18 protein-coding genes, 1 other RNA gene and 2 pseudogenes are annotated in these 23,888 nt (G+C 52.5%); 8 read left to right on the top strand and 13 right to left on the bottom strand.

Going from position 1 to position 23,888, the window contains the following annotated elements:
- Positions 1-18: 18 nt before the first annotated feature.
- From H2O65_RS02985 to H2O65_RS02960, 6 genes are all read right to left on the bottom strand, one after another.
- On the bottom strand, positions 19-876 hold the full coding sequence (locus tag H2O65_RS02985; protein ID WP_182142119.1) for an RES family NAD+ phosphorylase: 858 nt from the start codon (positions 874-876) through the stop codon (positions 19-21).
- Positions 877-1,049: 173 nt separating this feature from the next.
- Positions 1,050-2,012, bottom strand: a complete 963-nt coding sequence (locus H2O65_RS02980) for a sce7725 family protein (RefSeq protein WP_182142118.1) — start codon at positions 2,010-2,012, stop codon at positions 1,050-1,052.
- Positions 2,013-2,873 carry a sce7726 family protein gene (locus H2O65_RS02975; RefSeq protein ID WP_182142117.1) on the bottom strand — a complete coding sequence of 287 codons (861 nt, stop codon included), beginning with the start codon at positions 2,871-2,873 and terminating at the stop codon, positions 2,013-2,015.
- Positions 2,874-3,052: 179 nt separating this feature from the next.
- Positions 3,053-5,704 carry a TnsA endonuclease N-terminal domain-containing protein gene (locus H2O65_RS02970; RefSeq protein ID WP_182142116.1) on the bottom strand — a complete coding sequence of 884 codons (2,652 nt, stop codon included), beginning with the start codon at positions 5,702-5,704 and terminating at the stop codon, positions 3,053-3,055.
- 3 nt (positions 5,705-5,707) lie between these two features.
- Positions 5,708-7,432, bottom strand: a complete 1,725-nt coding sequence (locus tag H2O65_RS02965) for a site-specific DNA-methyltransferase (protein ID WP_182142115.1) — start codon at positions 7,430-7,432, stop codon at positions 5,708-5,710.
- On the bottom strand, positions 7,429-10,347 hold the full coding sequence (locus H2O65_RS02960; protein WP_182142114.1) for an ATP-dependent DNA helicase: 2,919 nt from the start codon (positions 10,345-10,347) through the stop codon (positions 7,429-7,431). The genes H2O65_RS02965 and H2O65_RS02960 overlap by 4 nt, the downstream gene beginning before the upstream one ends.
- Before the next feature lie 581 nt (positions 10,348-10,928).
- Between H2O65_RS02960 and H2O65_RS10630 the strand changes: the two genes are divergently transcribed.
- The 6 genes and pseudogenes from H2O65_RS10630 (at position 10,929) to H2O65_RS10450 (ending at position 16,673) form a co-directional block, all read left to right on the top strand.
- A complete protein-coding gene (locus tag H2O65_RS10630) occupies positions 10,929-11,168 on the top strand; it encodes a helix-turn-helix domain-containing protein (protein WP_398396877.1) in 240 nt (79 codons plus the stop codon).
- A 299-nt stretch (positions 11,169-11,467) separates the two neighbouring features.
- The gene (locus tag H2O65_RS02955; RefSeq protein ID WP_182142113.1) at positions 11,468-14,149 is read left to right on the top strand and encodes a hypothetical protein; all 2,682 of its coding nucleotides are present in this window, start codon (positions 11,468-11,470) and stop codon (positions 14,147-14,149) included.
- 14 nt (positions 14,150-14,163) lie between these two features.
- Positions 14,164-14,331 carry a hypothetical protein gene (locus H2O65_RS02950; protein ID WP_182142112.1) on the top strand — a complete coding sequence of 56 codons (168 nt, stop codon included), beginning with the start codon at positions 14,164-14,166 and terminating at the stop codon, positions 14,329-14,331.
- Complete coding sequence (locus H2O65_RS10350) at positions 14,328-14,927, top strand: plasmid mobilization protein (protein ID WP_220458776.1); 600 nt, start codon at positions 14,328-14,330, stop codon at positions 14,925-14,927. Before H2O65_RS02950 ends, H2O65_RS10350 begins: the two co-directional genes overlap by 4 nt.
- Positions 14,924-15,406: pseudogene (locus tag H2O65_RS10625) on the top strand (relaxase/mobilization nuclease domain-containing protein); the annotation flags it as partial. The gene H2O65_RS10350 and the pseudogene H2O65_RS10625, both read left to right, overlap by 4 nt.
- 202 nt (positions 15,407-15,608) lie before the next feature.
- Positions 15,609-16,673: a hypothetical protein gene (locus H2O65_RS10450; RefSeq protein WP_259349567.1), complete on the top strand. Its 1,065-nt coding sequence runs from the start codon at positions 15,609-15,611 to the stop codon at positions 16,671-16,673.
- A gap of 44 nt (positions 16,674-16,717) precedes the next feature.
- Here the strand turns inward: H2O65_RS10450 and H2O65_RS02930 are convergent, their stop codons facing one another.
- Positions 16,718-17,263, bottom strand: coding sequence for an antirestriction protein ArdA (locus tag H2O65_RS02930; RefSeq protein WP_182142109.1), 546 nt, complete (start codon positions 17,261-17,263; stop codon positions 16,718-16,720).
- Between the two features lie 350 nt (positions 17,264-17,613).
- On the opposite strand from H2O65_RS02930, the gene H2O65_RS02925 reads away from it, so the two are divergent.
- Positions 17,614-18,180 (top strand): recombinase family protein, encoded by a 567-nt coding sequence (locus H2O65_RS02925; RefSeq protein ID WP_182142108.1) that lies wholly within the window; start codon positions 17,614-17,616, stop codon positions 18,178-18,180.
- Positions 18,177-19,157: pseudogene (locus H2O65_RS10620) on the top strand (recombinase family protein); the annotation flags it as partial. The gene H2O65_RS02925 and the pseudogene H2O65_RS10620, both read left to right, overlap by 4 nt.
- Here the strand turns inward: H2O65_RS10620 and H2O65_RS10445 are convergent.
- From H2O65_RS10445 to ftsE, 6 genes are all read right to left on the bottom strand, one after another.
- Complete coding sequence (locus H2O65_RS10445) at positions 19,089-19,298, bottom strand: hypothetical protein (protein ID WP_259349566.1); 210 nt, start codon at positions 19,296-19,298, stop codon at positions 19,089-19,091. The pseudogene H2O65_RS10620 and the gene H2O65_RS10445 sit on opposite strands and share 69 nt — an antisense overlap.
- Before the next feature lie 437 nt (positions 19,299-19,735).
- Positions 19,736-20,119, bottom strand: a transfer-messenger RNA (tmRNA) gene (gene ssrA / locus H2O65_RS02915).
- Positions 20,120-20,214: 95 nt separating this feature from the next.
- Entirely contained in the window at positions 20,215-20,745 is a 531-nt protein-coding gene (gene smpB, locus H2O65_RS02910; protein ID WP_182142107.1) for an SsrA-binding protein SmpB, read from the bottom strand.
- A gap of 121 nt (positions 20,746-20,866) precedes the next feature.
- Entirely contained in the window at positions 20,867-22,189 is a 1,323-nt protein-coding gene (locus H2O65_RS02905) for a M23 family metallopeptidase (protein WP_182142106.1), read from the bottom strand.
- A gap of 3 nt (positions 22,190-22,192) precedes the next feature.
- Positions 22,193-23,107, bottom strand: a complete 915-nt coding sequence (ftsX, locus tag H2O65_RS02900; protein ID WP_182142105.1) for a permease-like cell division protein FtsX — start codon at positions 23,105-23,107, stop codon at positions 22,193-22,195.
- 2 nt (positions 23,108-23,109) lie between these two features.
- Positions 23,110-23,799 (bottom strand): cell division ATP-binding protein FtsE, encoded by a 690-nt coding sequence (ftsE, locus tag H2O65_RS02895; protein ID WP_182142104.1) that lies wholly within the window; start codon positions 23,797-23,799, stop codon positions 23,110-23,112.
- Positions 23,800-23,888 lie beyond the last annotated feature (89 nt).

The raw sequence follows: 23,888 nt of genomic DNA, 5'->3' as shown, positions 1-23,888 counted from the left end.
TAAGTAGTCACCTGCTGATTAGCTTCCCCCTAAGTCCGGAAGTGTAGTCACAGACCAGTCCACGGAAACTGTATCAATACGTACATATTCAATATTGTCATTGACTTTGACATCATCCGGCTCGAAGAGTACTACGTTGGTTCCGCTAGAATCCAGAGAGCTAGGGTATTCAACACCGTCAAGCCCCTCAGCCCGGACAAGTGAGCAAAGGTATTGGGTCGGGACATAATCAATAGGACCAGAAGCTTGAAGAACTGGTGCTTGAAGCTGCTCAGCTAAAGCGAGCACTAGAGCTCGTACGTCCAGAGCGTCGCTTGCTCCGTCGCCAAAAAAGTCGGGCGCATCATTCGTCACTAGAGAGAAAAGTTCCAGATCTCTTTGGACAGCGAACTCTCCAAAAGCTACCACGGCACCGCGTTGTGGCCTGACTTCGTGAATAGCTGTATCGTGTGAATGCGCCAAGTATATGTAACGGATACCTGCTGGATTAGCTCGGCCCGGTGTGCACAGATCTTTAGGAGGAGCGTCGAGGTCTTTGGGCGCAAACTGCTCACTTTGCTCATGTACACGAGCCCGGTAAAGACGATTTCCTTGTTTCATTAGGGAAGTATGTTGGCGTAGAAGGCCGGAAATGGAATCCCGAAAATCGACTGCTCCGACCGCGAAATAGCGATCAGTATTCCTTAACTCATTTGAGAGATTCTCCCATTTACCCACCAACCCTAAACCCGCTTCCCTCTTAGGTTCAATGGTTGTGAGTTGAGAAACTTTGTACTCAGTTCCTTTAACGGCTTCGACAATGAAATCACTGATCAGATCAGTCCTGTCAGTCCTAAACAGACTCCAGTCCTTTTGAACTCGCTCACCGATGGGCAATCCTTCAGCACTTATATCATATAGATCGAGTAACCCTAGTAGATGCTCAGACCACGCCTTCGGTTCCCAAGACTTACGCACTTTGCAACAAAATGAACATTTTCCGCTTGACGGTTCACCGAGTGCATTTGCTGGCCAGGATGGAGCGTGAAAACAATCACTACAAATCCGCATTATGATTCAGCAACCCGCGCTATCAGCTCAATATGATTCTCTATGCTGAATTTTTTCACCGGGCCTAAGCCTGGGAAAGTTTCGTTCCCCACGTGTCTACGAATTTGCCGAGAACCCAGAGTGTCTGGAATACGATGCGCATCCAAGAATCTGACTAGGTGCTGCGCTGCGGTGAGGAACTTAGATGCGACATCCCCTTGCAGGCTTTCCACGCCGCCTGATGTAAAGTGCCTAATCATTATCCTGTCGACCTGAGGGTCCTTGTACGTCCAGTGAATAGCGACTACTCGAGGGGTGAACCCTCCTACTGTCCAGCCAGCGCCGATGGTCTGGTGATCGGACACACCGTTCCATCCGTCATCGCTGAAATAGAAGTATTCGTCGGAGAACTCTTCTTCGCCGTTGTTAACGTAGTCAGCGTTTCTATCTTCAGGTTTGAACGGGTCTACGAGTGTTACAAGTTCGCTTGTATCCCATGCACGTTTAACTCTCGAGTACGACTGGGCTGCTACAACTAAAGTGCTTGGCACTAGGTTTTGATTGTCAAGAATCTTGCGGGCAGTCTGTAGAGTCTCAACCCCAGGACCGCCGGGCGCCACCACTGCAAACCTTCCGGTTTTCTCTAGAACTGCTTGGTGTTGAGACACCTGGTGTTCGAATCCTTCAACTGAATCCAACAACAAAGTTGGCTCGTAATTAAACTTACTATCGAAGAAGAAATCCGAAACTGTACTAACGCCGTGTTGGTCTTCAGCAATTTCTCCGACTTTTGGGTTCAAAATAACTAGCGGCACAATATTCTTGCCAGACAGCGCTTCCATTAGGCGCGGCATCCCCGATGAAAGATTGACCTTCACCGGTTCAATAATCGGGCGTACCGATTCCCCGATTATGCCTTCTGCCGCTAGCTCACGTATCGCAAGCAACTCGTTTTGCTTGCCTCTCAAGTATGGAAAGTACATCTAGCGCTCCTCACTAAGCCAGCGATCAACATTGAGCACTTCATTACTCTTATAGACTCCAATTTTCAATAAGGCCGAGCGCAGCGGAGCGGTACGAGGATCCTTGACCACCAGATCTGGAAGAGCGTTTTGCCGCTGTTTGAGCTGAGATGACACCAATGACTGGAATTTACACACATCAATTTGCATGGCTAGGTCAAGCCATGTTTTATATCGTATACCGTTCGGAACTTCTAAAGCGGGAATACCAGCTAGTTCTAGTACAACCCGTCGTTCTTCTACCCGCAGAAGGTTAAACAATGCTTGGTGCTCAAGGCTCTCTTTGCTTTCGGCTGCTGCTTTACGCACACTTATTCCCCAGGCAGGGTTCATCACTATAATACCGACCGGTGAATCAGAAAGAATTTCACGGTATGTTGCTTCTAGCCCCCGATGCGTGACAACAAAAACTTGAGTTGAAACTCGGTAATAATCCTCTATCTGCGCTAGTAGCCTCGTACTAGTATCAAGTTCTGTTTTGATTTCGTAAGCAGTAACACCGCCATTCACAAACAGGCAATCCGCAATCGATTCACCAATGGGCACCTCTTGCAGCAGCGCAGAGTTTGCCGCGCGATGTCTTCCTATGAACAGTCGTTGAGCAATCGAGTTCTTGTATACATATTCATTACGGTAGTGTCGACGTAGTCGCGAGTAAGCACTTCTCAGAATCTCGCTGTTGGGGCTACTGGCCCCACCTACCTGCGTTCGATAATCGTTTAGCCGAGCAGCGAGGAGAGGATTATCTTCTCCCCTCACGATGGGACGCAGCAGCGCTGTTGAAAACAGACTTGCTGCTGTCCGGTCAAGGGCAACAGACATGATTCCTCCTCCCCGTAAATTCCGCTAAACCTTAAATACTACAAGCCTAAAACAATTATGCCCCGCAAGAGGCCCTTCGAATGTGTTGGCTCGCAGTCCGGCCAACAATAGCTATACATAAGGTTGCGCCTTCGGTCGAATAGGTCGACCGCAGACCGCTGATCTCATCCTCTACGTCGTTAAGGACCGTCTAGCAGTGTAGGTTCAACTGCATCAGCGGGTTCCTCTGGAGCGAATACATTCGTGGTCATGATCTTCGATGAGGCGTACATCTTGTAATCCACGCCTGCCGCGGTGGCCATCTCTGTTGCTGCTTGTGCTTTGGCTTTCACAATCTTGTCGTCGATCATGTTGTCACCCTTTACCTCGACAAGCTGCACGGATCCATCTCTCATCCGTGCAACAAAATCTGGGTAGTAAGAACGTATGCGTCTTGATTCTGGATCGTAGTATTGAATAGCCAGATCCCCTTGGTTCGCAGTGAACATACCGGTGAAGTACACTTCTGCGACTTCATCTTGTTCTAGATACTGCCAGAAACACTGCTGCTCCGGCTTAGAGTCAAAACAGTAGGTGTCGGCGTGGAAACTCTTGTCTCGCTGCTGGTCCGTAACCTTGGAAGAGTTGCGCTGTATAACGAGCTCAGGTTTGGCTCTAAACTCGTAGTAGCCACGCCCCTTCGGTTCGTGTAGTAGCACCAAGTCTCTGTCATCAGATCTGATCTCACTAGATATCTCGTACATCGCGTGAAAGATACCGGGGACGATGACATCGTCTAATACCTCGTTGTAGTCGTTGACCTTTTGAAGAATCAGGTCTGCCCCGTCTACTGATTCGCGGAGGATCTTGTCAAGAAAGATCGGCGACAAATTTAGGTAACGTGCAAGTTCACCAGCAAGCGAGAACTGAGAGTATCGGACCCGTTCGCGTAGATGGTCTACGTTCTCTTCCTTAACGGTAGTTTGCGAGGTGAGTTTGCTCTTCTCGAAACTCGTCGCAGCATATTTCGATAGGTCTAGATCCTCAAGTCCGAAATCGATCGGTCCGTTGTATCCGGTTTCTTCTAGAGTGTACTCACGCCAGATGCGCTTCAAAGTGATGGTTCGGGGTGGTGGCATCACACGAACTTGGTAACTGTTCCGCTCTGGCGGCTCACCGCCTCCGAGCATATCGAGATCCATGTTGAAGTTGTCCTCAAGTTCAGCGTCGAGTATGTCGAAGTTGCTTTTCGAGAGGAACACCGAAGCCGAATGCTGTTCATCGGTGATCTGCCGGAGACACCGCATCGTGGCTTGCAGCACAAAGATCTTTGATTTTGGGCTTCTGAACATCGCAACCCCGAAGAGCGATTTGCAATTCCAGCCTTCCCTACCTTTGCCCACGAGAATAACAAACTGCTTTTCATTTCCAACCGACCCAGGCTTATCAAGATCGTTGAAGTTCCGGATGTCTTCGTCTTTCGTTACTTTGGTGTCTCCGACGTTAACTAAGATCTTCGAAGCGTCGAGCCCAAGATCCGCAATGATTCGTTCTACGATTGGGCGCACCTCGTCTTGCGCTTCCTCGATGGTCGCAGCAAAAATCGCGAGCTTCGGGGTCAAACCATCGTAGGTATGTTCACCGTAACGAGCCCAAAACGTAGTCACAGCTTCCTTTAGGAACTCTTCGCTCTTCACATTTTCGAAGGCTTTCACATTGGCTTGCTTTAGGTACCCCTTGTTAATCGACTCAGGCAGCCCGTAGGCGTACACAACCTCTGGTAACGGCTGGCGTTTCACGTAAGGTGTACCCGTGTAGTTATAGCAAGCAACTATGGAGGTACGCTCTGCAAGCATGTTAATGGTGTCGCGTAACGAAGTCTTGGCCTGCGTCTTTCCTCGGAGTTCCTTCTCAAGCCCAGCTCCAAAGAGGTGATGGGCTTCGTCTACATAGACTCCTAGCTGCTTGAGCCTGGTCAATTTCAAGAATCGTTGGTTTTCAATCAACTCTGCTTCGTCGCTAATCTCACCTTCACCGTTTTCATCCTCGGTTCCGAATACGGTGCCGAGGAGTGAGGAAGGTTTCGCTGAAAACAGTGTCTCGACAGCAGTGCCTTTGGTGCGCTTCTTCTTCACCACGATCTTCTGGGTGTTTGAGATGATGATGTTGAAGTCGGATCCATCTAGAGTCTGTAGTGAAGATCCGGTGTCTTCTAGAAAGTGAAACTTCACATTTTGGTCAAGGATGCGGGCGTATTCGGGAGGAATCACCTTTGACTTGTCGAAGGTGACTATTTCGCGAAGAGACTCGAGCACGGTTTTGTCTGGGGCGAAAACCAGCGCGTTATGGACAAAGCGCTTATCCTTCGGATACTTGTTTGCAAGCAAGAACTCGTAGAAAATGCACGTAGCCATGAGAATGGTTTTCCCTAGCCCCATGGTCAGCGCGTAAATGTAGTTCGAGTAGCTCTCCCGGTACGCCTTCATCTGCTTGAAGAGCAGATCGGTTTGCTCCTCTGTGACGTCATCAAAGAACCGAGCCTGCCCTTCAACAGAGATGGAATAGTAAGAACGCTCTGCAAACTTCCCTTCGCGTTTGCGCCACTCGTCGAAGATCTCATACACCTGACGATTGTCTAGAAACTCCTTAATAAATACATACATCTCGAGCGCTTCGAACTGCGGCGGGCGCAAGAATGCTCCCGAGTTGTCAGCCGGGTCGTTGTAGGCGAGGAATTTCTTTGTTAAGTCGTTGTACCGGGACCTGATCTTGCCTCTATTCGCAGCATAGAACCGCCAGAGCTCGGAGTAGAAGGAGAACTCTTTGTCGAAAGTCTTAGTCGATTTAGCCACGTCCTACCCCACCTCGACTTCAAGTGACTCAGCGAGCAGATCAGTGATCTTGACCCTGATAGTTCCAACGTCATCCGGGATTTCGTAGAATCCGGCAACCAATTCGTCTTTACTAGGAACATCGGTAATGGTTGGCTCCATAACGACACCGTCATAGTTCCAATCGATCATTACCGATTCGACAAGTTGCCGCCAATCATCAACAAACTCCTTCTGCATCGACAATTTCTGCATAAGGTTTAGCGGGTAGAACTGTCTGATAACGAGCTTCCCGCCTTCGCGCACAACTTCAGCTTCTGCCTCACGCTTGAGATGCAGGTCCTTCCGGTCACGAAGAATGTCAACTACTTCAACATCTACCTTGTAGTCAGCCAGTTCAGCTTCAAGCGATGCTTTCAAATCGGCATCGTGCCCCATGCAAACAAGAGTAATGCGCTCTACCGGCTTACCCGGGTTTTCTTCCTTACGCTTTTCATAGGTCTTGTACGGAAGGTTAGCCTTTAGCTCTTCCAAGTCAGCTTTGGTCGCAATCCGGTTGACTGGCATAATCTTCACCATTCGCCCATCCAGCTCACCATCCCACACATTAGCTGCTGGGAAGGGTTGGACCTCAAGAGCCTCAATGAGCAGTTGCCGCGCCTCAACTGGATTCCTAAAGAAGTCGTAGTTATTCACATTTAACACTTCAAATCCAGTGAACTTCTGCAACTCCTCGTCGTCGGAGTCGAGTAGGCTGACTCGTTTAGCTTCAATCCCTTCGGCAATCACTAGGAGCCTCTTAGAGGTGGTTTGAACGGCGCCGAGGTTTATGTCAGATCCAATAAACTTCCTACCGAGCTTCATAGCAACGGCTTGAGTTGTTCCGGACCCCATAAAACAGTCGAATACGATATCTCCGGGCTTTGAGGACGCAAGAAGCACTCGCTCCAGGAGAGCTTCTGGTTTTTGGGTTGGGTATTTTACCCACTCAGCCGAATGATTTGGAGGACGAGAGATGTCCCAGGTGTCAGGGCAATACTTGCCCCGAGGGTCAAACTTATCTGCCCACTTATCTGGAATCACCGCTGAATACGGTACGCGTACCTCATCAGGGAAAAACTGGTGACGGCCTTCCTTTTTCGCGTAGAAAAGCAACGTATCGTGTTTACGTCCGAAACGATCTTTACTTCCACCGCCGCTGCCGTATGCCCAGATCACTTCGTTAAGGAAATTACTTGGGGCAAAGATTTCATCCATGATCATGCGCAAGTGATGACTCTTATGCCAGTCACAATGCAAGTAGATACTACCGGTGTCCGAGAGTAACTCGCGGCAAATTATTAGGCGCTCGTACATGAATTGCAAGTATTCATCGTTGGTCCAGATGTCACCGTATTGCTTCTCTTCGAAGGAAGACGCATCGTTAGTGACTGTCTTGCCTCGTAGACTGATCTTCTTCTTGTAGTCAGCCTTTGAATCGAAGGGTGGGTCGATGTAGATGAGGTCCACTTTTCCGCGGAACTCTGCGAGGAGGTGACTCATTACTTGGAGGTTGTCACCCCAGAAAAGTTTGTTTATCCAGCCTTCGTGGGGACCAGATTTGATTTCATCCCCGTAGCGCTCCCGAAGCTGTGCCGGGTAGTAGAGGGTCGAGCGGTAGGGGCGCTTCCCTGTCCAACGGAGTTCGGGGAAACCCTTAATCGTCGGTAAATCGAAGAACTCAAACTGTTCTTGCTTATGTTCACTCATCGGGCAGCCTCTTTCTCGTTCGTTTTCTTTGCGCAGTAGGCGTTGAAGTCGCACTCTTTGCAGGTTTTCAAGGATTCAGCTCGCTGCTGATAGTTCTTGTTGAGGATTTTGTGCACCACTTCATCGAAGACGGTGACAGTAGCCTCGATAGCAGTTTTGGAGTATGGCCAGGAAATCATCGGATTACCAGACTCTTCTCCGGTGTAGTAAAGATGCATCTTCGACACCCGCTCACCGGTTCGTTCTTCGACGAGGTGAGCATATACATGCAGTTGCCGCCGGTACCGTTCTATCATTTCGTGATCCGAGACCATATCGGGCTTCTTGGTAGCTTTGAAGTCGATAATCTCTACCGACCCATCGTCAGCTCGGATTAGATCAATGGTGCCGTCAAGAATGTAATCAGCCTTGACGAGTGACACGTCTACCTCGGCTTCTTTAATGCGCGACCAGTCTCCGCGCTGACGCAACACATATCGTTGAACCTGTTCAAGCGCCGCCTGTTGCTGAGGTTCAGCTAGATAGATGCGCTCAGCTTTGGAAAGGTTCTCATAGTTCATCTTGAACCACGCGTCGATGTTGTCCGGAGTGATCAGGCTGGTTTCCCCACGGAGCGCAGCCCGGTGGATGTCTTCGATCGTTTGGTGGACCAGTCTGCCAAAAAGCATCGCGTTTACTCGAACCGGCGCAAATTCTAGATCTTTGAAGAACTTGTACTGCAGAGAGCAGGTTTCATAAACAGTAATGTCCCCGGTGAAGGAGAAAGCCTGTTTCAGGTTAACGTCTTTTACTGTTTCGAAGTCGAAGAGAGAAAGGTTGAAGCCCCCGTCTCGCCATGTTGGTAACGGCGTGTAAACGTCACGGAAATACTGTGACGGCGTTGATTTCTCTTCGTTTGCTGTGAGGACGAGAAGGTTTTGGGCACGGGAAAATGCGGTGTAATAAAGTCTCCAGAAATCAAAGAACTTTACTTGATCTCTAGGCTCGAATTCCGCACGCTTTTGATGACGTTCTAGAACCATCGTGAGTAGCGCGTCTTCTTGCTTTCTCGGCACAGCGTTGAGTGAACCAACGAAAACAATCGGGAACTCCATCCCTTTAGATTGGTGAACAGTAAGGAACGACACACAGCCTGAAGGTGCGTACTCAGAGTCATCTTCATACTCGGCGATCCCACCTTGGTAGAGCAACCGCAGATAGAGGTTGAAAAGGCGTTCAGTTTGGGAGTCGATTTGTCGCTTGCCTTGGAAAAGTTTAGGTGAGAGCAGAGTGACGTGGTGGAGGTACTCGAATTTCGCTACCAGTTGTGTGAGAAGCGCTAGATTTCGACTCGGCCGTATATCTACAACCCCGGAGTCCATGGAGGTTGACAGCATCGTCAAGAAGGGCTCGAACGAGAATAGGTGATAGAGAATCCCCGAGAACGCATAGTCGGTGGGTTCAGTGATACCTGCATGGGAGCGACCGGTGCGTTGGATCCACTTGAGTAAATCGAAGTTGTTGGATTCGACTAGATACTCGTTGGCAGTAACCACACAAGAAAGGATGAAACGATGGTAGTCATCAGGTAACCAGTGGAACTCGTCGTTTTCAAGTGCTATGACGTAATTCGGCAGAGTGAGCATCAGACAGCCGAAAGCAAGCTTCACTTCATATCGGTCGAAGAACTGACCCGAGCGCGGTGAGTACACGTTGATGCCGTTTGACTCTAGAAACTCGGCGAGCTTCGTTACGGAGGGATGCTTCACCGAGCGGAAGAGGAAGGCAATCTGGTTGAGATCTGTGAAACTTTCGCTGCTTTCAATCGCGCGGATGGACGCCAGGATCTCTTTGTGCCACTCATCGGCATCCTCTTTGCCCGCTACTTTCACAACAGTTGGACAGTTGGGTCCGGGCTCACCCGCAGCAACGATAGTTTTGCGATACCTGTACTCGTCCCATTCGAACTTGAATTTCGATCCGGATGTCGTCTCCATCCAGTTGTTATAGAAGTCCACTATTCCCGGCGTTGAGCGATAGTTCTCTGTGAGTTGAAGAGTCTTGCATTCGCTACCCTCAAATCGATCGGAGAATTCAAGAATGTTGCGGATTGTGGCGCCACGAAAGCGATATAGGCCTTGGTCATCGTCACCAACAACACAGATGTTCTTATGCTTCTCACCGAGCAAGAAAACAAGCTGTTCCTGAATATAGTTGGTGTCTTGATACTCATCGATCATGATGTAGCGAAGCTGATCGGTGTATCTTTTACGTACGGCGTCGTTCTCTCGGAGAATCCGAAGAGCCTCGACTTGGATACCTGCGAAATCAAGAAGATTCTGTTCGTCAATTACACGAAGGTAAACCTCGTAAATCTCGCCGAGTACCTTGGTCTCTACGTCGAGATCGTCGCTCAATTCAGAAGCAGTGATTAGTTCTTCAGATAGTGCGTTAACCCACTTAGTTATCGTAGAAGAGTTCCGCCACTTGCTCTTACCTGGGAGAATCATCTCGATGTTTTCGATTGCCTCGAAATGGTGGTAATTCTGAAATACCGTATATGACTGATCGAAGGAGTCAAGTACTCGAAAACCAGTTTTCAGGCGCGTGAACTCGAGATTCTCTTTTATGATTCTGAGAGCAAGAGAGTGGAAAGTGCCAACATACATCTCGTTTACGTTTGCCCGGATGCCGCGTCGGTCAAGCTCGTTCGAGATTCGTGTGACTAGCTCTTTTGCCGCTTTATCAGTGAAAGTAGCCACAAAAATTTGTGAAGCCTCGACTGCGAGTTGCTCAAGTAAATAGACGACGCGGTTCACAAGCGTGAAAGTCTTGCCTGTTCCAGGCCCAGCGATTATTAATAGGCCGCCCTCAGTGGTTGAGATTGCTTCCCTCTGAGAAGTATTAGCACCAGCAAAGTCGAATGCTTCAGTCACTGATGTTCACCCATACAGTTTCGAAAAGTCGGCTCAAAGTGACACCAACAAGGTCATCTCCATCACGCGCATCTTCCTCTTCCCCCTAGGCTGCAGTCCACTCCTACACTGATCACCACGTTATTACTCCTTCAGTTTAGCCAGGACGTCTGACAAATACCCGCTTCAAATCGCATATCAGTCAACTCGTAGTTGGTTGCCTGTTGCTCTAGCCTTGTTCTGATGTAAAAGTTGCTTCTCAGCAATACACCGAAAGGTGGTAAACAGCGGCACCTATTGCTCTAGCTTGACACCCATGGTAGACTCGCGATTAGTGCTTTAGTTACCGCGATTGCTAGGTTGCTAGAGAGGGATCACCCCGAGGGTGGGCGTTTATAAACGTTCCACGGTGTAGCACACCGAACGGCTAGCAGCCGGTAGATCCTCCAAGATTATTTGAGCAAGAGGCTGGGTAGGGAGTTAGCGCTCCTGGAAAGCAACGGCGGATTTCCGCTAGTGAGTTGAGCACGGCACATCAGGCCGCCCAGACATAGCCGGGAAAGCACCCCTCTCCGGACAGTTACTGCTGTCTGGAGTCGAACATGGGAAAATTTGGACATCCCAACCAACAATGTCATACAAAGCGTTACCTATCTCTTAAAGAAGCTTCTGCGCTTGGATTCGGCGCTTACCAGACCCTTCGGAAATACATTGCTGATGGTCGCCTGCCTGCGGTCAAGATTGGGTCCCGTGTAAAGGTACGACTCGCGGACCTTGAATCTCTGGCAATTCCTGTAGCGACAACTTCCGCGACTCAGGAAAGCCGTGGTGGCAACAAATGAGCGCACCGGGGTGGGAATCGCATCAGATTGTTGATCTAGTTGATGCTAGGTCTAGCCGAGCTGGGAGTTCTGCGGCAGTCTTCGAGGTGCTCGTGCGGCGGCGGTCGCGAAACACGGTACCCGGTTCCGGCACTTTGCCCGCTAACGCCGGAGTTTCGGGACATATTTTGTCTCCGAATACCGTCGCTAGTTGTGGCAATGCGGTTCTGCCACAGTTTTCTGACGATATCGAGACTGAATTTCGTCCCGGTCAGGCGGCAGAAAATCTGGCACGGTCAATAGCCACTATGGGGAGCCCCATGTTACGACCGCGTGACCGTAGCGGCTCCGGTGTTGTTGCTACTGCCGTGTCGATTTCAGCGACGGCGTTCGGTGGGCTCGAATCGGTGCGCGCCATGGGCACCGGCAAAGAAGGAATCGTCGTAGGTTTCGACACAGAGTTCACGACGGTCGACGGAACCAGGGTTATCGATTCGTATCAGTTCTGCACTCGGGATCCGCTGGACCCCTCAGCGATGGTCGAGGTGGTGATCCTGCCGCTGACGGGTGACCGGATATCGCTGCATACCGCGTTGTGGACCGTTGTTGAAGCGGCTGAACTCTGGAAGTCGTACCTAGTGTCGGATGATGTGGGGCCTCGTGGAGTAGCGCGGTCTGCGTTCTGGAGTGAGGATCCGTTCGACCGCAGTGAGGCGCTGGCAAAGTTCCGTGTTCCGCTAGTTATAGCTTGTCACTACGGCAGTGCCGACCTCACAGCATTTCGTATCGATGAAAAGTCAAGGGATGTTGATCACCTAACGCGGCTGACGTCAGCTGCTGGCGGCCTCGTGACCCTCCTTCCGTTTCGGATGCAAAAAGGCAGCGCAAACGGTTATTGGTGGCAATCGTTGTCGGTCACAGTTAGGGACTCAATGGCTCATGCCCCTGCAGGGCAAAAGAGTCTCGCTGATCTGGGTGCTGCTTGCGGTGTCCCGAAACTTGAGGTGCCGGATAATTGGATCTCTCGAATGAGTCAATACCGGGAAAAACACCTAGAAGATTTCCTCGAATACGGGATCAACGATGCTGTGATCGTTGTTGAGTATATGGCTCGGCTATGGGGAGACGGTGTCGTTCCACCGGTGACATTATCCGGTGGAGCTGCCTCGGCACTAGTTAACAGCGGTTCGTCCTATTTAGACGCGGAGAGCACGGCCGATTTTCGCAAGAAGTTCGCTGGCTTAGTCGATGAAGACGATGGTGTGGAAATCATCGAAGACGGCGACCGGCTTACGTTCTACTCCAAGCGGGGACGAAATCCGGTAGATGGATCTGCGAAACAACTGATGAGCACGTTTGCAAGTGCCTATCACGGCGGTCTCAACTCGTGCCCAATGCCCGGGTTCTATCCGTTCCCGACCGTAGATATTGATGCTCAGAATGCGTACCCAACAGCTATGGCGCTTATTGATGATCTTGACTGGGAAGCGGGAGCCATTGAAGAGGTAGTTCATGAACGGGAATTGACGTTGGATGACGTGCCGGGCCCAACATCCCCGTTTGTGGGATTCGTTTCTTTCGAATTCCCCGAAAATGTTGCTCACCCAACTCTGCCAATCGTCGCTGACGGAACCTTGGTCTATCCTCGCACCTCCGAAGGAGTAGCGGGCACATGGGTATGTGGACCCGAGCTGTGGCTTGCGCTGAAACTGGGCGCAAAAGTTTTCTGCCAGATTGGCTTTATCGGGCGGATTCTAACGCTTGAGGACGGCTCCCCGAGCAAGTCACTACGCCACGGAGTCAAGCAGCTTATTGATGACCGGAACATTGCCAAAGTGATGTACGGATCCGGAAGTATCGAAGAGAAAACGCTGAAGACTGCGGTGAATTCGGTTTACGGTAAAACGGCACAGGATGTTGCTGAGCAGCGGGCCTGGAACGCACATTCGCAAGAGATGGATGCAGTTGGAGGTTCCGGTATTACGAGCCCCTATCATGCGGCGATGACTACCAGTTTGGTGCGAGCACAGTTACTTGCCGCACTGAACCAGATCACGACCGGCGGTGGCAATGTTTACAGCGTAACTACCGATGGCTTCATTACTGACGTACAGCCTCCTGTGGTTGAGGCACTCGACCTATACGGACTGGCCGATGTTCTCCGAGAGTCACGCCTCGCGCTCACTGGTGACCCGATGGTCTGGGAAGCGAAACACTCCCAAGGCGACCTCGTCAATTTCACCACGCGCGGAAATGTTTCCTTGGAACTCGGCGGGGTTTGTGCGCACAACGGGCTGAAAGCACCGAAAGGTATCGTCCCCGACAGTATTGAAGACCGGGAGTTTCTGCTTCGAGCCGTCGTTACTCGCGAAGGTCGCGTCCCGAACGGCTACACGCGTTTTCCTTCATTCCAGGAATTAAGCCGCCGGGATAAACGCAAAGATTTCATACCCTCAAAGGTTGAACGCTCCATCTCAATGGATTATGACCTGAAACGGCGCCCAGTGATGGGCTCGATGACAAACCAGTGGGTGCTCCTTCCGGATGGCACCCAGCACGAGATTGCAACGTTCACCACCGAACCTTGGGAAACGGTAGCGGATTGTCTGCGGGCACGCGAACTAGCCCGGGATATCGCCAAGACTGGGTGTCTTCGCACTGTTGAGGAATGGCGGGACTGGGACGTGCGATTCACTCACGGGAGGGGCCGCCGTATCGTCACTCCGCAGCGCTCCGTGTTGATGTCCCTCGTGATGGCGCACAGACAAGGCGTAATCACTATCCCGACACTGGCAGATAGGTCATTCACCGTCCAGCACCGGCTGGACTGGCTCAGCGAATGGGGCCTAGGGACGGTTACCAGAGGTGACTGGGACAACGCGCGCCGTCCGGAACGCGCTGCGCAAATGTTGCCTATCGACGCGCTCCAACCATACCTAAATCGGATGGTTTCGATACCTTCAGGATCGCACCCCACAGCCGATGATATTCGGCCCAACTAGTAAAGGAAAAAGCTATGGAAAATCTGAAGAAAATGCTAAACGAGTTCGAGCACCAGCAGCGGTCATTGCCCGCCAAGCGTGCCTGGCACCTCCGTAAGGAAGCTGCTGCACAGCGGGAAGATGAGGCAGCGAGTTCAACTAAAAAGGCTGACAGCAGTCAGCCGCAAGAGGAGGAATCGTGACACGATTCGATCCGTTCGCTGAGGACCGTAACAACGGTCCTCACTCCCCGCCGCCCGCAAGCAACAACGTTGCTGAGGACGGGGGCCAGCGGTACTTGGAAGACTCTCGCCACAGCGAGATGTCCGACAAGTACCCTGCTGGCCTGACTACTAACCCCGGGAGAGACACAAAGCAAAGCGTAGTATCCGAGGCTCGCGGGGTTAGTAGTCGCGGCAGCACAGGTCCCGCTGTTCCGGGGGCTGAGGTGACGCCCGAGCGAAGGGCTACTTCGCTCGACATAAGGCTCACAGTCTCGGAGCGCAAAGAGATCCAGAGCCGGGCCCGAGTCCTTGGCGTGAGGCCCAGCACCTGGGCTCGCGCCGTCATCTTCGATGCACTTGATTCTAGGCGGAGCCTGGAATCGAAGCTGATTCAGGTAGCTTTGGCTGCGCCGAATCCGGAGCAAGCGCGGGCTATTGCGCAGCTGCGTCGCGTCGGGGTGAATCTCAATCAGACATTGCGCAAAGGCAACACCGTTGATGAGGCGCTGCTGCATGAGGTGCTGGCAGCAGTTGATCAGTTGCGCGACTCTTTTGGGGATCGGACGCGCATATGAGCACCGTTAACGTTCGCCCCTCTAAGGATGCCTCGGGCTCCGTTTCCTACGTTTTGTATGGGAATTCCAAAGACCGAAAAACTCAGCTCCTAGTTGACGGCAAAACTAGGGCCTCGGCGATCGCGATCTCCATGGAGGGTGACAGCTCCACTCCTGCCGAGTTTGTTGCTAGGGCTGAAAACCTTGCCCACGCTCACGGCAGGAAAAACCAACTCTATTCCTATGTGTTGGCATTCCACCCCGACGAATTCGATGTCACCGCACAAACGGACCTGGACCAGGTTCGGGATGTTGCCGCGGAACTAGCAGAGCGTATGCACAGCGCTGACTATATGGTCGTCGTGCACGCGGATTCGGCTGGTGGCCACGCACACGCTCATATCTTGGTGATCAACCATGACAATCTAACCGGCGGGAGCCTGCAACGCTACACATCGTGGCGGCACGGTTTACACCAGCTCAATGACGAGCTCATGGAAGACGAAGGTCTACAAGTTCTACCAGATCCGACGGAGCCCAAGCCGGACTGGGAACTCCGGCGGGAAAGCTTCACTACCGGAGGTTTCGAGCAGATCCTCGGGGACAAGGTTTATACCGCTCTTGCGGATCCGCGCTCAACTGCCCAAGACAAGTTCGAAGAGGTTCTAGCTGAGCACGGAGTGACGCTCGTAGTTACGAACCGTGACGGTTGGACATTCAAAATGCGGCGCGAAGATAACGGAAAGCTCGGCCGTAAAAAGGCTTCCGGTCTATCACCGGAATTCACTAAAGAAGGTGCAGATCGCATCTTCAGCTATCACTCACAGAAAGGTAAGGATGATGGGATTACTCGACGAAATGATGGAGAAGGACGATCGGGAGGAAAATATGGCCGAGTTGCACGAAAGGTTACCGGCTATCGAGGAACAATTAACTCAGTTAACGGTAGCGACGAACGAAAACACCCAGAGCTTGAAGCAGCAAGAAGAAAACACCGCGAGGCTCACCGAATTGCTGACAGACTCACAGCAGCCCGAGCAGCGTTTGTTGCTCAGCGAACTGGTCAAGGCAGTAGAAACGATGTCGGCGACACTGGCGGGGAACAGCACCGTGGTGCTACAAAACGGAACCAAGTTAAAGCAGTCCGACTTCGAAGCATTCAAGCTCGCGAACGCTATCCAGAACGAACTCAAGAAACTGACCTCAGCCTTTAAGAACCAGGCGGAAGCGTTGGCTGCCCAGGGCAAGATCGAGATTGACACCACATCTCTCACTGCACAAGCCGTAGCTGTGCTGGATGTTCGGCTAGCTAAGGCTGTGGAAGGTCCGGTATCTCGTCTCGAAAAGCAGTTGGAGACTCTGGAAACTAGGGCCGCAACCGTGGGTGCGAAGCAGATTCAGGATGCCGCCGCACAAGTCGCGTCCGTTACTGAGACCGCCGCCAAAACGGTGAAGGCAATCGATAACGCCGAAGATCGTTTGGATCAGCTCTCTAAAAAGGTTACCTGGACGGCGGCAGGCAGGATGGCCCTAGCTATTCTGCCGCTCGCTGCGGTGCTCCTCGTTGTCGGTGGCCTTACTATCGGCATCTCGCATGCTCTGGGGATCGGTCCGATCTTCGGCTGGGCCTGGGATTCATTCCTACAAGCAGAAACCGCAATGCAAAAAGCGCTAATCGCATTCGGCGCGGTAGCTGGAGCAGTGGGAGCCGGATGGCTGATCTTCAAGGGCGCAAAGAAGCTCGGTGACGAGTATGGACGCTGGTAAGAAAACATTTACCCCGGAGCCAGCAGGCTCCGGGGTAAGGGCGACTACATTATCCGAAATACGAACACTCCACCTTCGGGATCATCACACTCGGTGTAATCGAAGTGCAGGTCTCGGATCCAGGGGTCCCAATCAAAGTACCGTTCTATCTCTTCCGGGATACCGTCCAGCAAACCGATCTCGTCGGCAAGGTTGCGGGCATACTCATCAAAATCGCTCCACTGTCCGCAGTAGCGTTCCTCAAAATCAGGAATGCTGGGCAGATCTCCGGTGCCTTCAGCGATATAGTCACCGGATTGGACCCAAGCGAACACTGCGGCACGGTGGTATTCATCAACATCAGCAAAGGCACGGCCCCAAGCAGCAGCTTCCTCTGGACTCATCTCACCAGAGACGGGAATATTCTCATGGTCCATCACCCATAGTTCATCATGGGCTTCAGCCACAGCGCTCTCGCCGTGGAGTGTTTCCGGCGTTACTTCGTCAGCAGTTATGGCGTCGAACCATTCGCCAACAAGACGGCCTTCGTTGTAACAGGCCAAGCAGCCTATCCAGGCGCGCGGCGTATGGGTATCTATTGCAGTTTTCATGTGGGATTCTCCTGATCAGTAGAGGTGATCGGAAAGCAGTCAACACAGCTGGCCTGTCATGCTCTAATGAATTGACGCACTTACACTGTGCAAACTACTCTCCGGGCAGTTTCCCGGCCCTGCCTTGTGGCGGGGCTACCCTGCGAAGCAGTCCGCTCACCATCAACTCCGCATATCTCAAGCGGTGCTACGACTTGTTTACGTTGTTCAATAAACGACCGAATGAACAACAACCTCCATCAAAGCACCGGATCGCAGATCTCACCCGGAGATTTGTTCAACAACCCGTCCAAGAAGATAGTTATGAGGTAAGCTTAGATGAACACGTTAAGTGAACGGAGGTGGCGGTGATGGCACTCGTCGGACTCGTGAGAGTCAGTAAAACCGAGCAAGACACCCGCAGGCAGCATGACGCCTTGGATCCGATATGCGTCAAGGTATTCGAAGAGAAGGTCAGCGGCAAGCTGAAAGTAGCTGACCGGCCCGGGCTGCAAGCAGCACTGGAATACCTGCGCCCGGGAGACATGCTCACCGTGCAAGAAGTAGACCGGCTGGGCCGCAACCTCCTCGAAGGCCTGGTAGTTCTCAACGACCTTTTTGAAAGCGGTATCGCTGTTAAGGTTCTTGACGGCATAGCCGCCGGGGAACACACCGAACGCTCCTTCGTGCTCGATATGGCGTTGGCGCTAGCTGAAGACCGCCGCAGAGACATTAGCCGGAAGACCAAAGACGGATTAGAGGCTGCTAAACGCCGCGGCAAAGTCGGGGGCCGCCCACCGGTACTCACCGAAGACATGCGGGCTGTTATTACTGCCCGCCACGAAAAAGGCGAATCGGTGCGCGAAATCGCTGCCGCAACAGGTATCTCTGCAACTAGCGTTTGGAATGCATTACAAACTTTGAAGGAACAGTCATGAGTAGAAAATACAATCTTCCGGATTTTAACGAGAACGACCTCGTCGTAGGCTACTACCGGTATTCGTCCGCTTCGCAGAACGAAGCCTCCATTGAGCAGCAGCGTGACCTAGTCCATCGTTGGGCCAAGGCCCGGGGTCTCCAAGTTGTACGGGAGTACTCAGACGCAGCCAAGACCGGCACCAACACAGACCGTCCCGAGTTTCAACAGATGCTGCGTGAACTGCCGTCGATCAAACCAGCCTATGTCGTCGTTTGGAAAAATGACCGGCTCGGGCGGGACCGTCTTGACCTACTCAGGGTTAAAAACGCGATCCGATTGGCTGGCGCGAGACTTCAATATATTGAGGGTTTTTCACCCACCGATGACCCTGATTCGATCCTAATGGAGGGGATGAATGACGCCTTCGCTGAGTACTACTCACGGCAGCTGTCAGTGAACATCCGCCGCGGCGTGAACTTCAACGCTCAGCAAGGTCTCAGTAACGGACGTAAAATGTTTGGTTTCCTCACCGGGCCCGACAAGAAGTACATTCCCGATCCGCAGACCGCGCCAGTGGTTAAGCAAATGTTTGATGACTATGCCCGTGGCAAGTCGATGCAAAAGATCGCCGACGAAATCAACGCAGCCGGAATCCGCACCACCTACGGCAAACACTTCACCACCAAAACCCTCAACAAACTACTCAAAAGCCGCGCCTACATTGGGGAATACTCCTACGCCGGGCACGTTATCCCCGGCGGGATGCCGCAACTCATCGATGGCCAAACCTTCGCAGAAGTGCAGAAGAAGTTCGCCGCGAACAAGCGACTCGGGTCCAAAACCAAAGCCGAGCTCGAATCACTGGGCGAAGCAGCACCGGACTACTGGCTCACCGGAAGACTATTTTGCGAACAGTGTGGCGGGCCGCTAGAAGGAGTTTCGGGCACCTCGAAAACTAAGCGCACCTACCGCTACTACTACTGCCTGAACCAGCGCAAGAAACAGTGCACCGCTAAACCAGTGCGCAAAGAACATGTTGAAGACCGGGTAGTCAACATTGTGGAATCGTTCCTTGATGACACCGAAATGCTTGCTTCCCTCGCAGTAGACATGGCTCACCACTACCGGGAAACTCACAGCCGCGGCCAAGAAATCCTCGAAGGCCTAGAATCCCGTCGCAAAGATGTTGAAGGCAAACTAGCTAACTTCGTCAAAGCCATCTCCATGGGCATTATGAACGAAACCACAGCCACCGCAATGTCAGCACTCGAAGAACAAAAACAAGAACTCGACGCCGCCATCCAAGCCGAACACGTCAAAGCGAATCTGTTTGAAGACGAAGCCTCCATCGGCACTTTCTACCAGCGCTTCGCCCACGCCACAATGGATACCAAAGAAACCAGAGACTTACTCTTCGAATACTTCGTAGACAAGATCTTCCTCAGCCCAGACACCCTCACCATCGCGTCCTGGTTCTTCGGCGGAGCCGCCGAGATCACCCTCGCTGACCTGCGAGAAGCAAAAGAAAAAGGGGAAGCACCGACTCTCGCAAAAGAGTTCGACACTTCCCCTCGAAGTGGAGATGGCGGGAATCGAACCCGCGTCCGACGGTTGGCCCCGAGATATTCTCCGGGTGCAGTCTGCAATCAATTTCTCAGCCCTCGGCATAGTGCAAACGCTCTACCGAATGGGCTCAGTCAACTTAGTGTCGAGTTCCGCCCATTGACACTGCGGAACTCCAGTGGCTTCCTAAACGACGCCAGGAACCGGGGAAGAAGCAATCCCCGGGCTGACGGACTTTTAAAGGTCCTGTTACCTAATTAGATTAGGCAGCAAGGACGAAGTCAGTGCTCTTCTGTTCGGCACTTAATTGTTTGTACGCATCGTTAACGAGCAAAGCGCACGTCCTCGACCCGCTTCCCCTCGATCGACAACCGCCGTCGAAACCGATCATCCCCTATTGAGTTTTCAACGCCAGCATCAACTACCTCAACGAGATAATTCAACACTGCCCAGCAACTTTACACGCTTCCACTAGTAATTGCTATAGCATCTATGCCCTGGTGGGTCTCTTGAGGTAGTTACTCATTGCGCGTCGAGCCTCACGTTCATCCTGTTTTTCCCTCAACGCTTGCCGCTTGTCCCACTCTTTCTTACCTCGGCCAAGGCCGATCTCTACCTTCGCCCGACCCCCAATGAAGTACAACTCCAATGGCACAACCGTGTATCCCTTGGCCGACACGCGCTGCGCAAACCTCTCAATTTCCGACTTGTGCATCAGAAGCTTCCGCTTACGAGTGGGCGCGTGGTTATTCCACGACCCTTGCGAATACATGGGAACGTTGATTCCGTAAAGCCATGCCTCGCCGCGGTCAAACTCTACCCACCCGTCGACAATAGACGCTCTACCCATCCGCAACGCCTTCACTTCGGTACCGCCGAGGGCGATCCCCGCCTCAAGTGTGTCCTCGATCTCTAGATCGTGTCTGGCACGACGATTGCGGGCGACGACCTTCTTCTCGTCAGATAGCGCCTTCTTGCGCTCACCCTCAGTGGGTTTGGGTTGCTTCCAGTTCTTTGCCATCTCTCAATCCCCATTTGGTATCAGCGCGTCAGCATACAGCATGAAGAATGCTCCCAACAGAGGTGGTCGCACCTCGCAAGGTAGGCTCCCGGTCGAGGATGCCTACACGAAGCAGGCAGTCTTACATATAGCCGAGGATTGAAGTGCTCGACCCGTTGACAAACAGGGACAGGTGGAGGTGGCAACCCGTCGAGTTACCGGTGGTGCCCGTGTATCCAATAATTTGTCCGCGGGACACAGACTGACCTGCCGATACTGCAATGCTTTGCATATGCCCTGATCTTGTCACCATCGAGCTTCCGTTCACCAACCCGTGGTTGATGGTGACCTGATTGCCAAGTCCATCAAGCCAACCGGCCGACGTTACTTGTCCTGCTCGTGTTGCCAAAAGTGGGGTTCCACACGCCGCTCCGAAATCAGTTCCATCATGAAGCCTGGGAGTGCCGAAAATGGGGTGGACTCGCCACCCGTAATTTGAGGTCACAGGGGCACTGAAGCTGAACGGATTTCCAAACACTCCGCCAGAGGATGCAGAAGCTGAGCCTCCACCGCTCTCGAATACTGTCTGATTGGTAGCATTCTCCCCGTCAATTCGCGCAATATCCGAGGCAGCCTGCGCACCGGCAGCGTCATAGGAAGCCAACTGCGCCTCCGCTTCACTCTTACGCGCGTTCCATTCAGCTTCTGCTTGACTCTGTGTTACCTGCAGCTCCTCCAAGGCGTCCAGCTTGTCCTCGACAATCGCTTTGGCTCCTTCAGCAGCCTCCGCTGCAGCCTTGGCCTCGGCCTCTAGGACAGCAATTCTCTCGGTGATCGCGGTCTGACGCTCCTGCTGGTTCTCCTGCACCACCAATGAAGAGCGAACTTCATCAAGTGCCTTGGACTGGACCCGACCCAGGCTGCTGGCCGCAGATGCTCTGCTGTTGATCTCTGCTGTCCCCTCAGCAGACATGACCACCTGCATGGTCGAGGTGGACTTCCCCCGGTACAGCTCTCTGGCCATATCCCCGACGGCAGCGGTAAGAGTACCCTCATTACTCTGGGAGACACCTACCGCAGTTGTGAGCTCATCAAGTTCTCTTTGAGCCTCCTGCAGCTCGGCCCTCGCTGTAGTGAGGTTGCGCTGCGCTTCTGCAAGTTCTGCCTCTGTATCAACAAGTTCAATTTGGGCGGTAGCAACATCTATCTTGGTTTGCTCCATCTGCCGAAACAGGGAAGCTAGCTCCGCATCGATGCCCTCAACTTTGTCCTGGAGGCCATCAACTTTCGATCGGCTCTCATTGAGTCGCTGAACCGCGTCCGACCGCTCATCTGCGGACGCATCCATCGCGGGGATCGACAAGACCGTCATCATCACTAGTGCAACTGCCGCTAGGATCGCGCCAAACTGTATCCAGCGTCGACGTCGAGCCGGATTCTTCTTCTGACTACTGTTTGAACTCATGTATCACACCCGCGTGTACTTGGCCAATGAGAATGCAGATGCGACCAAGGCTAACAGAAGAGCTGCTCCCACCAGAAGAGGCGTGATCATCCAAACTTCCTGGAACCCAATGAACTGGGCCCAATTGAACGAATCGGCCAACCAGTTGTTAACCAACAGGTGGACTCCACCAAACAGTGTCCCAACCGCCAAGGCTGCCCCAACTAGTGCTGCGATTGCGCCCTCGACCATAAATGGTGCCTGAATGAAGAGGTTCGACGCGCCGACCAGACGCATGATCTGGGTTTCACGCTCCCTGCTCATTGCACTCAATCGGATCGTTACCGTGATCAGTAGGACAGCCGCAATCGTCATAATCCCCGCAAGCGCGAGAGAGAGTAGCTTCGCCATTTCGATAACATTGAACATTGGTTCGACAAGCTCCCGCTGATCCCGAACTTCGGAGACACCGGGGCTTCCGCCAAACTCCTCCTGAATGATCTCGTACTGCTCCGGATCAACAAGTTTCACGCGGAAAGAGAACTGCAGCATGTCCGCACTGGTCCAGTCCCCCAATGCGGTGTCACCGTACATTTCTTGGAAGGCTGCAAACGCCTCTTCCTTTGTTTCTTCGTATACCTCTTCGACATACGGCCGGAGGTCGTCCGACGCAAGGCGTGTGCGTACCTCGTCTATCTGCTCTTCAGTCGCTTCTTGAAGATCACAAGACGGCGCACGGTCATCTGCCGCGCACATGTAAATCGAAACTTCGATCTTGTCGTACCAGTCAGTCCTCAACATGTTGACCTGGATTTGAGCGAGCGCAGCAACACCAACAAAGAGAAGAGAAATATAGGTAACAATTATGACGGCAACTGCCATCGCCTTGTTTCGGGACAGGCCCTTACCGGTCTCCGACAGAATGAATCTGAGTCGCATGGTTAGCGCGTCCCCCCGTATACGCCGCGATCCTGATCGCGGATGACATGTCCGTCCTCCAACTCGATGACGCGCTTACGCATTTGATCGACAATCTTCGAGTCGTGGGTTGCCATAACTACCGTGGTTCCAGAGCGGTTAATCCTGTCCAACAACCGCATAATCCCCAGGCTGGTCTCCGGATCCAGGTTCCCTGTGGGCTCATCGGCAAGGAGTAAAGGTGGGCGATTCACCATCGCCCGAGCGATAGCAACACGTTGCTCCTCACCACCAGATAGCTCGCTAGGGAGCCGACTCTCTTTGCCCTGCAACCCGACCATTTCTACTACTTCGGGAACAGCCGCGGCAATGGCGTGTTTTGGTCTTCCAATGACCTGCATCGCCAGAGCCACATTCTCATACACGGTTTTCTGTGGAAGCAGACGGAAATCTTGAAACACCGTCCCTACTTGGCGACGCAGCTTTGGCACGCGCCATTGCGACAAATGCGTGAGGTCGCGACCCAAGACCCAGACTGACCCCACAGTTGCACGCTGCTCACGGAGAACCAACTGGAGGAATGTTGACTTTCCAGAACCTGATTTTCCTACCAAGAAGACGAATTCTTCTCGCTCAATCTCAAGGGAGACATCGTCGAGTGCAGGCGCGGCTCCGCGTGCGTACACCTTGGTAACGTTTTCGAAACGGATCATCTCTCACTACTCACAAACTCTTGCTCTGGGGCCCTGGACCTGACTGAGTTGTCAACCGTTCTACCCTATGCAGGCAATGATCACGGTTC

It is taken from the genome of Schaalia sp. JY-X169, from assembly GCF_014069575.1.
Taxonomy (GTDB): domain Bacteria; phylum Actinomycetota; class Actinomycetes; order Actinomycetales; family Actinomycetaceae; genus Scrofimicrobium.
This window is presented reverse-complemented; position numbering and strand designations above follow the sequence as displayed.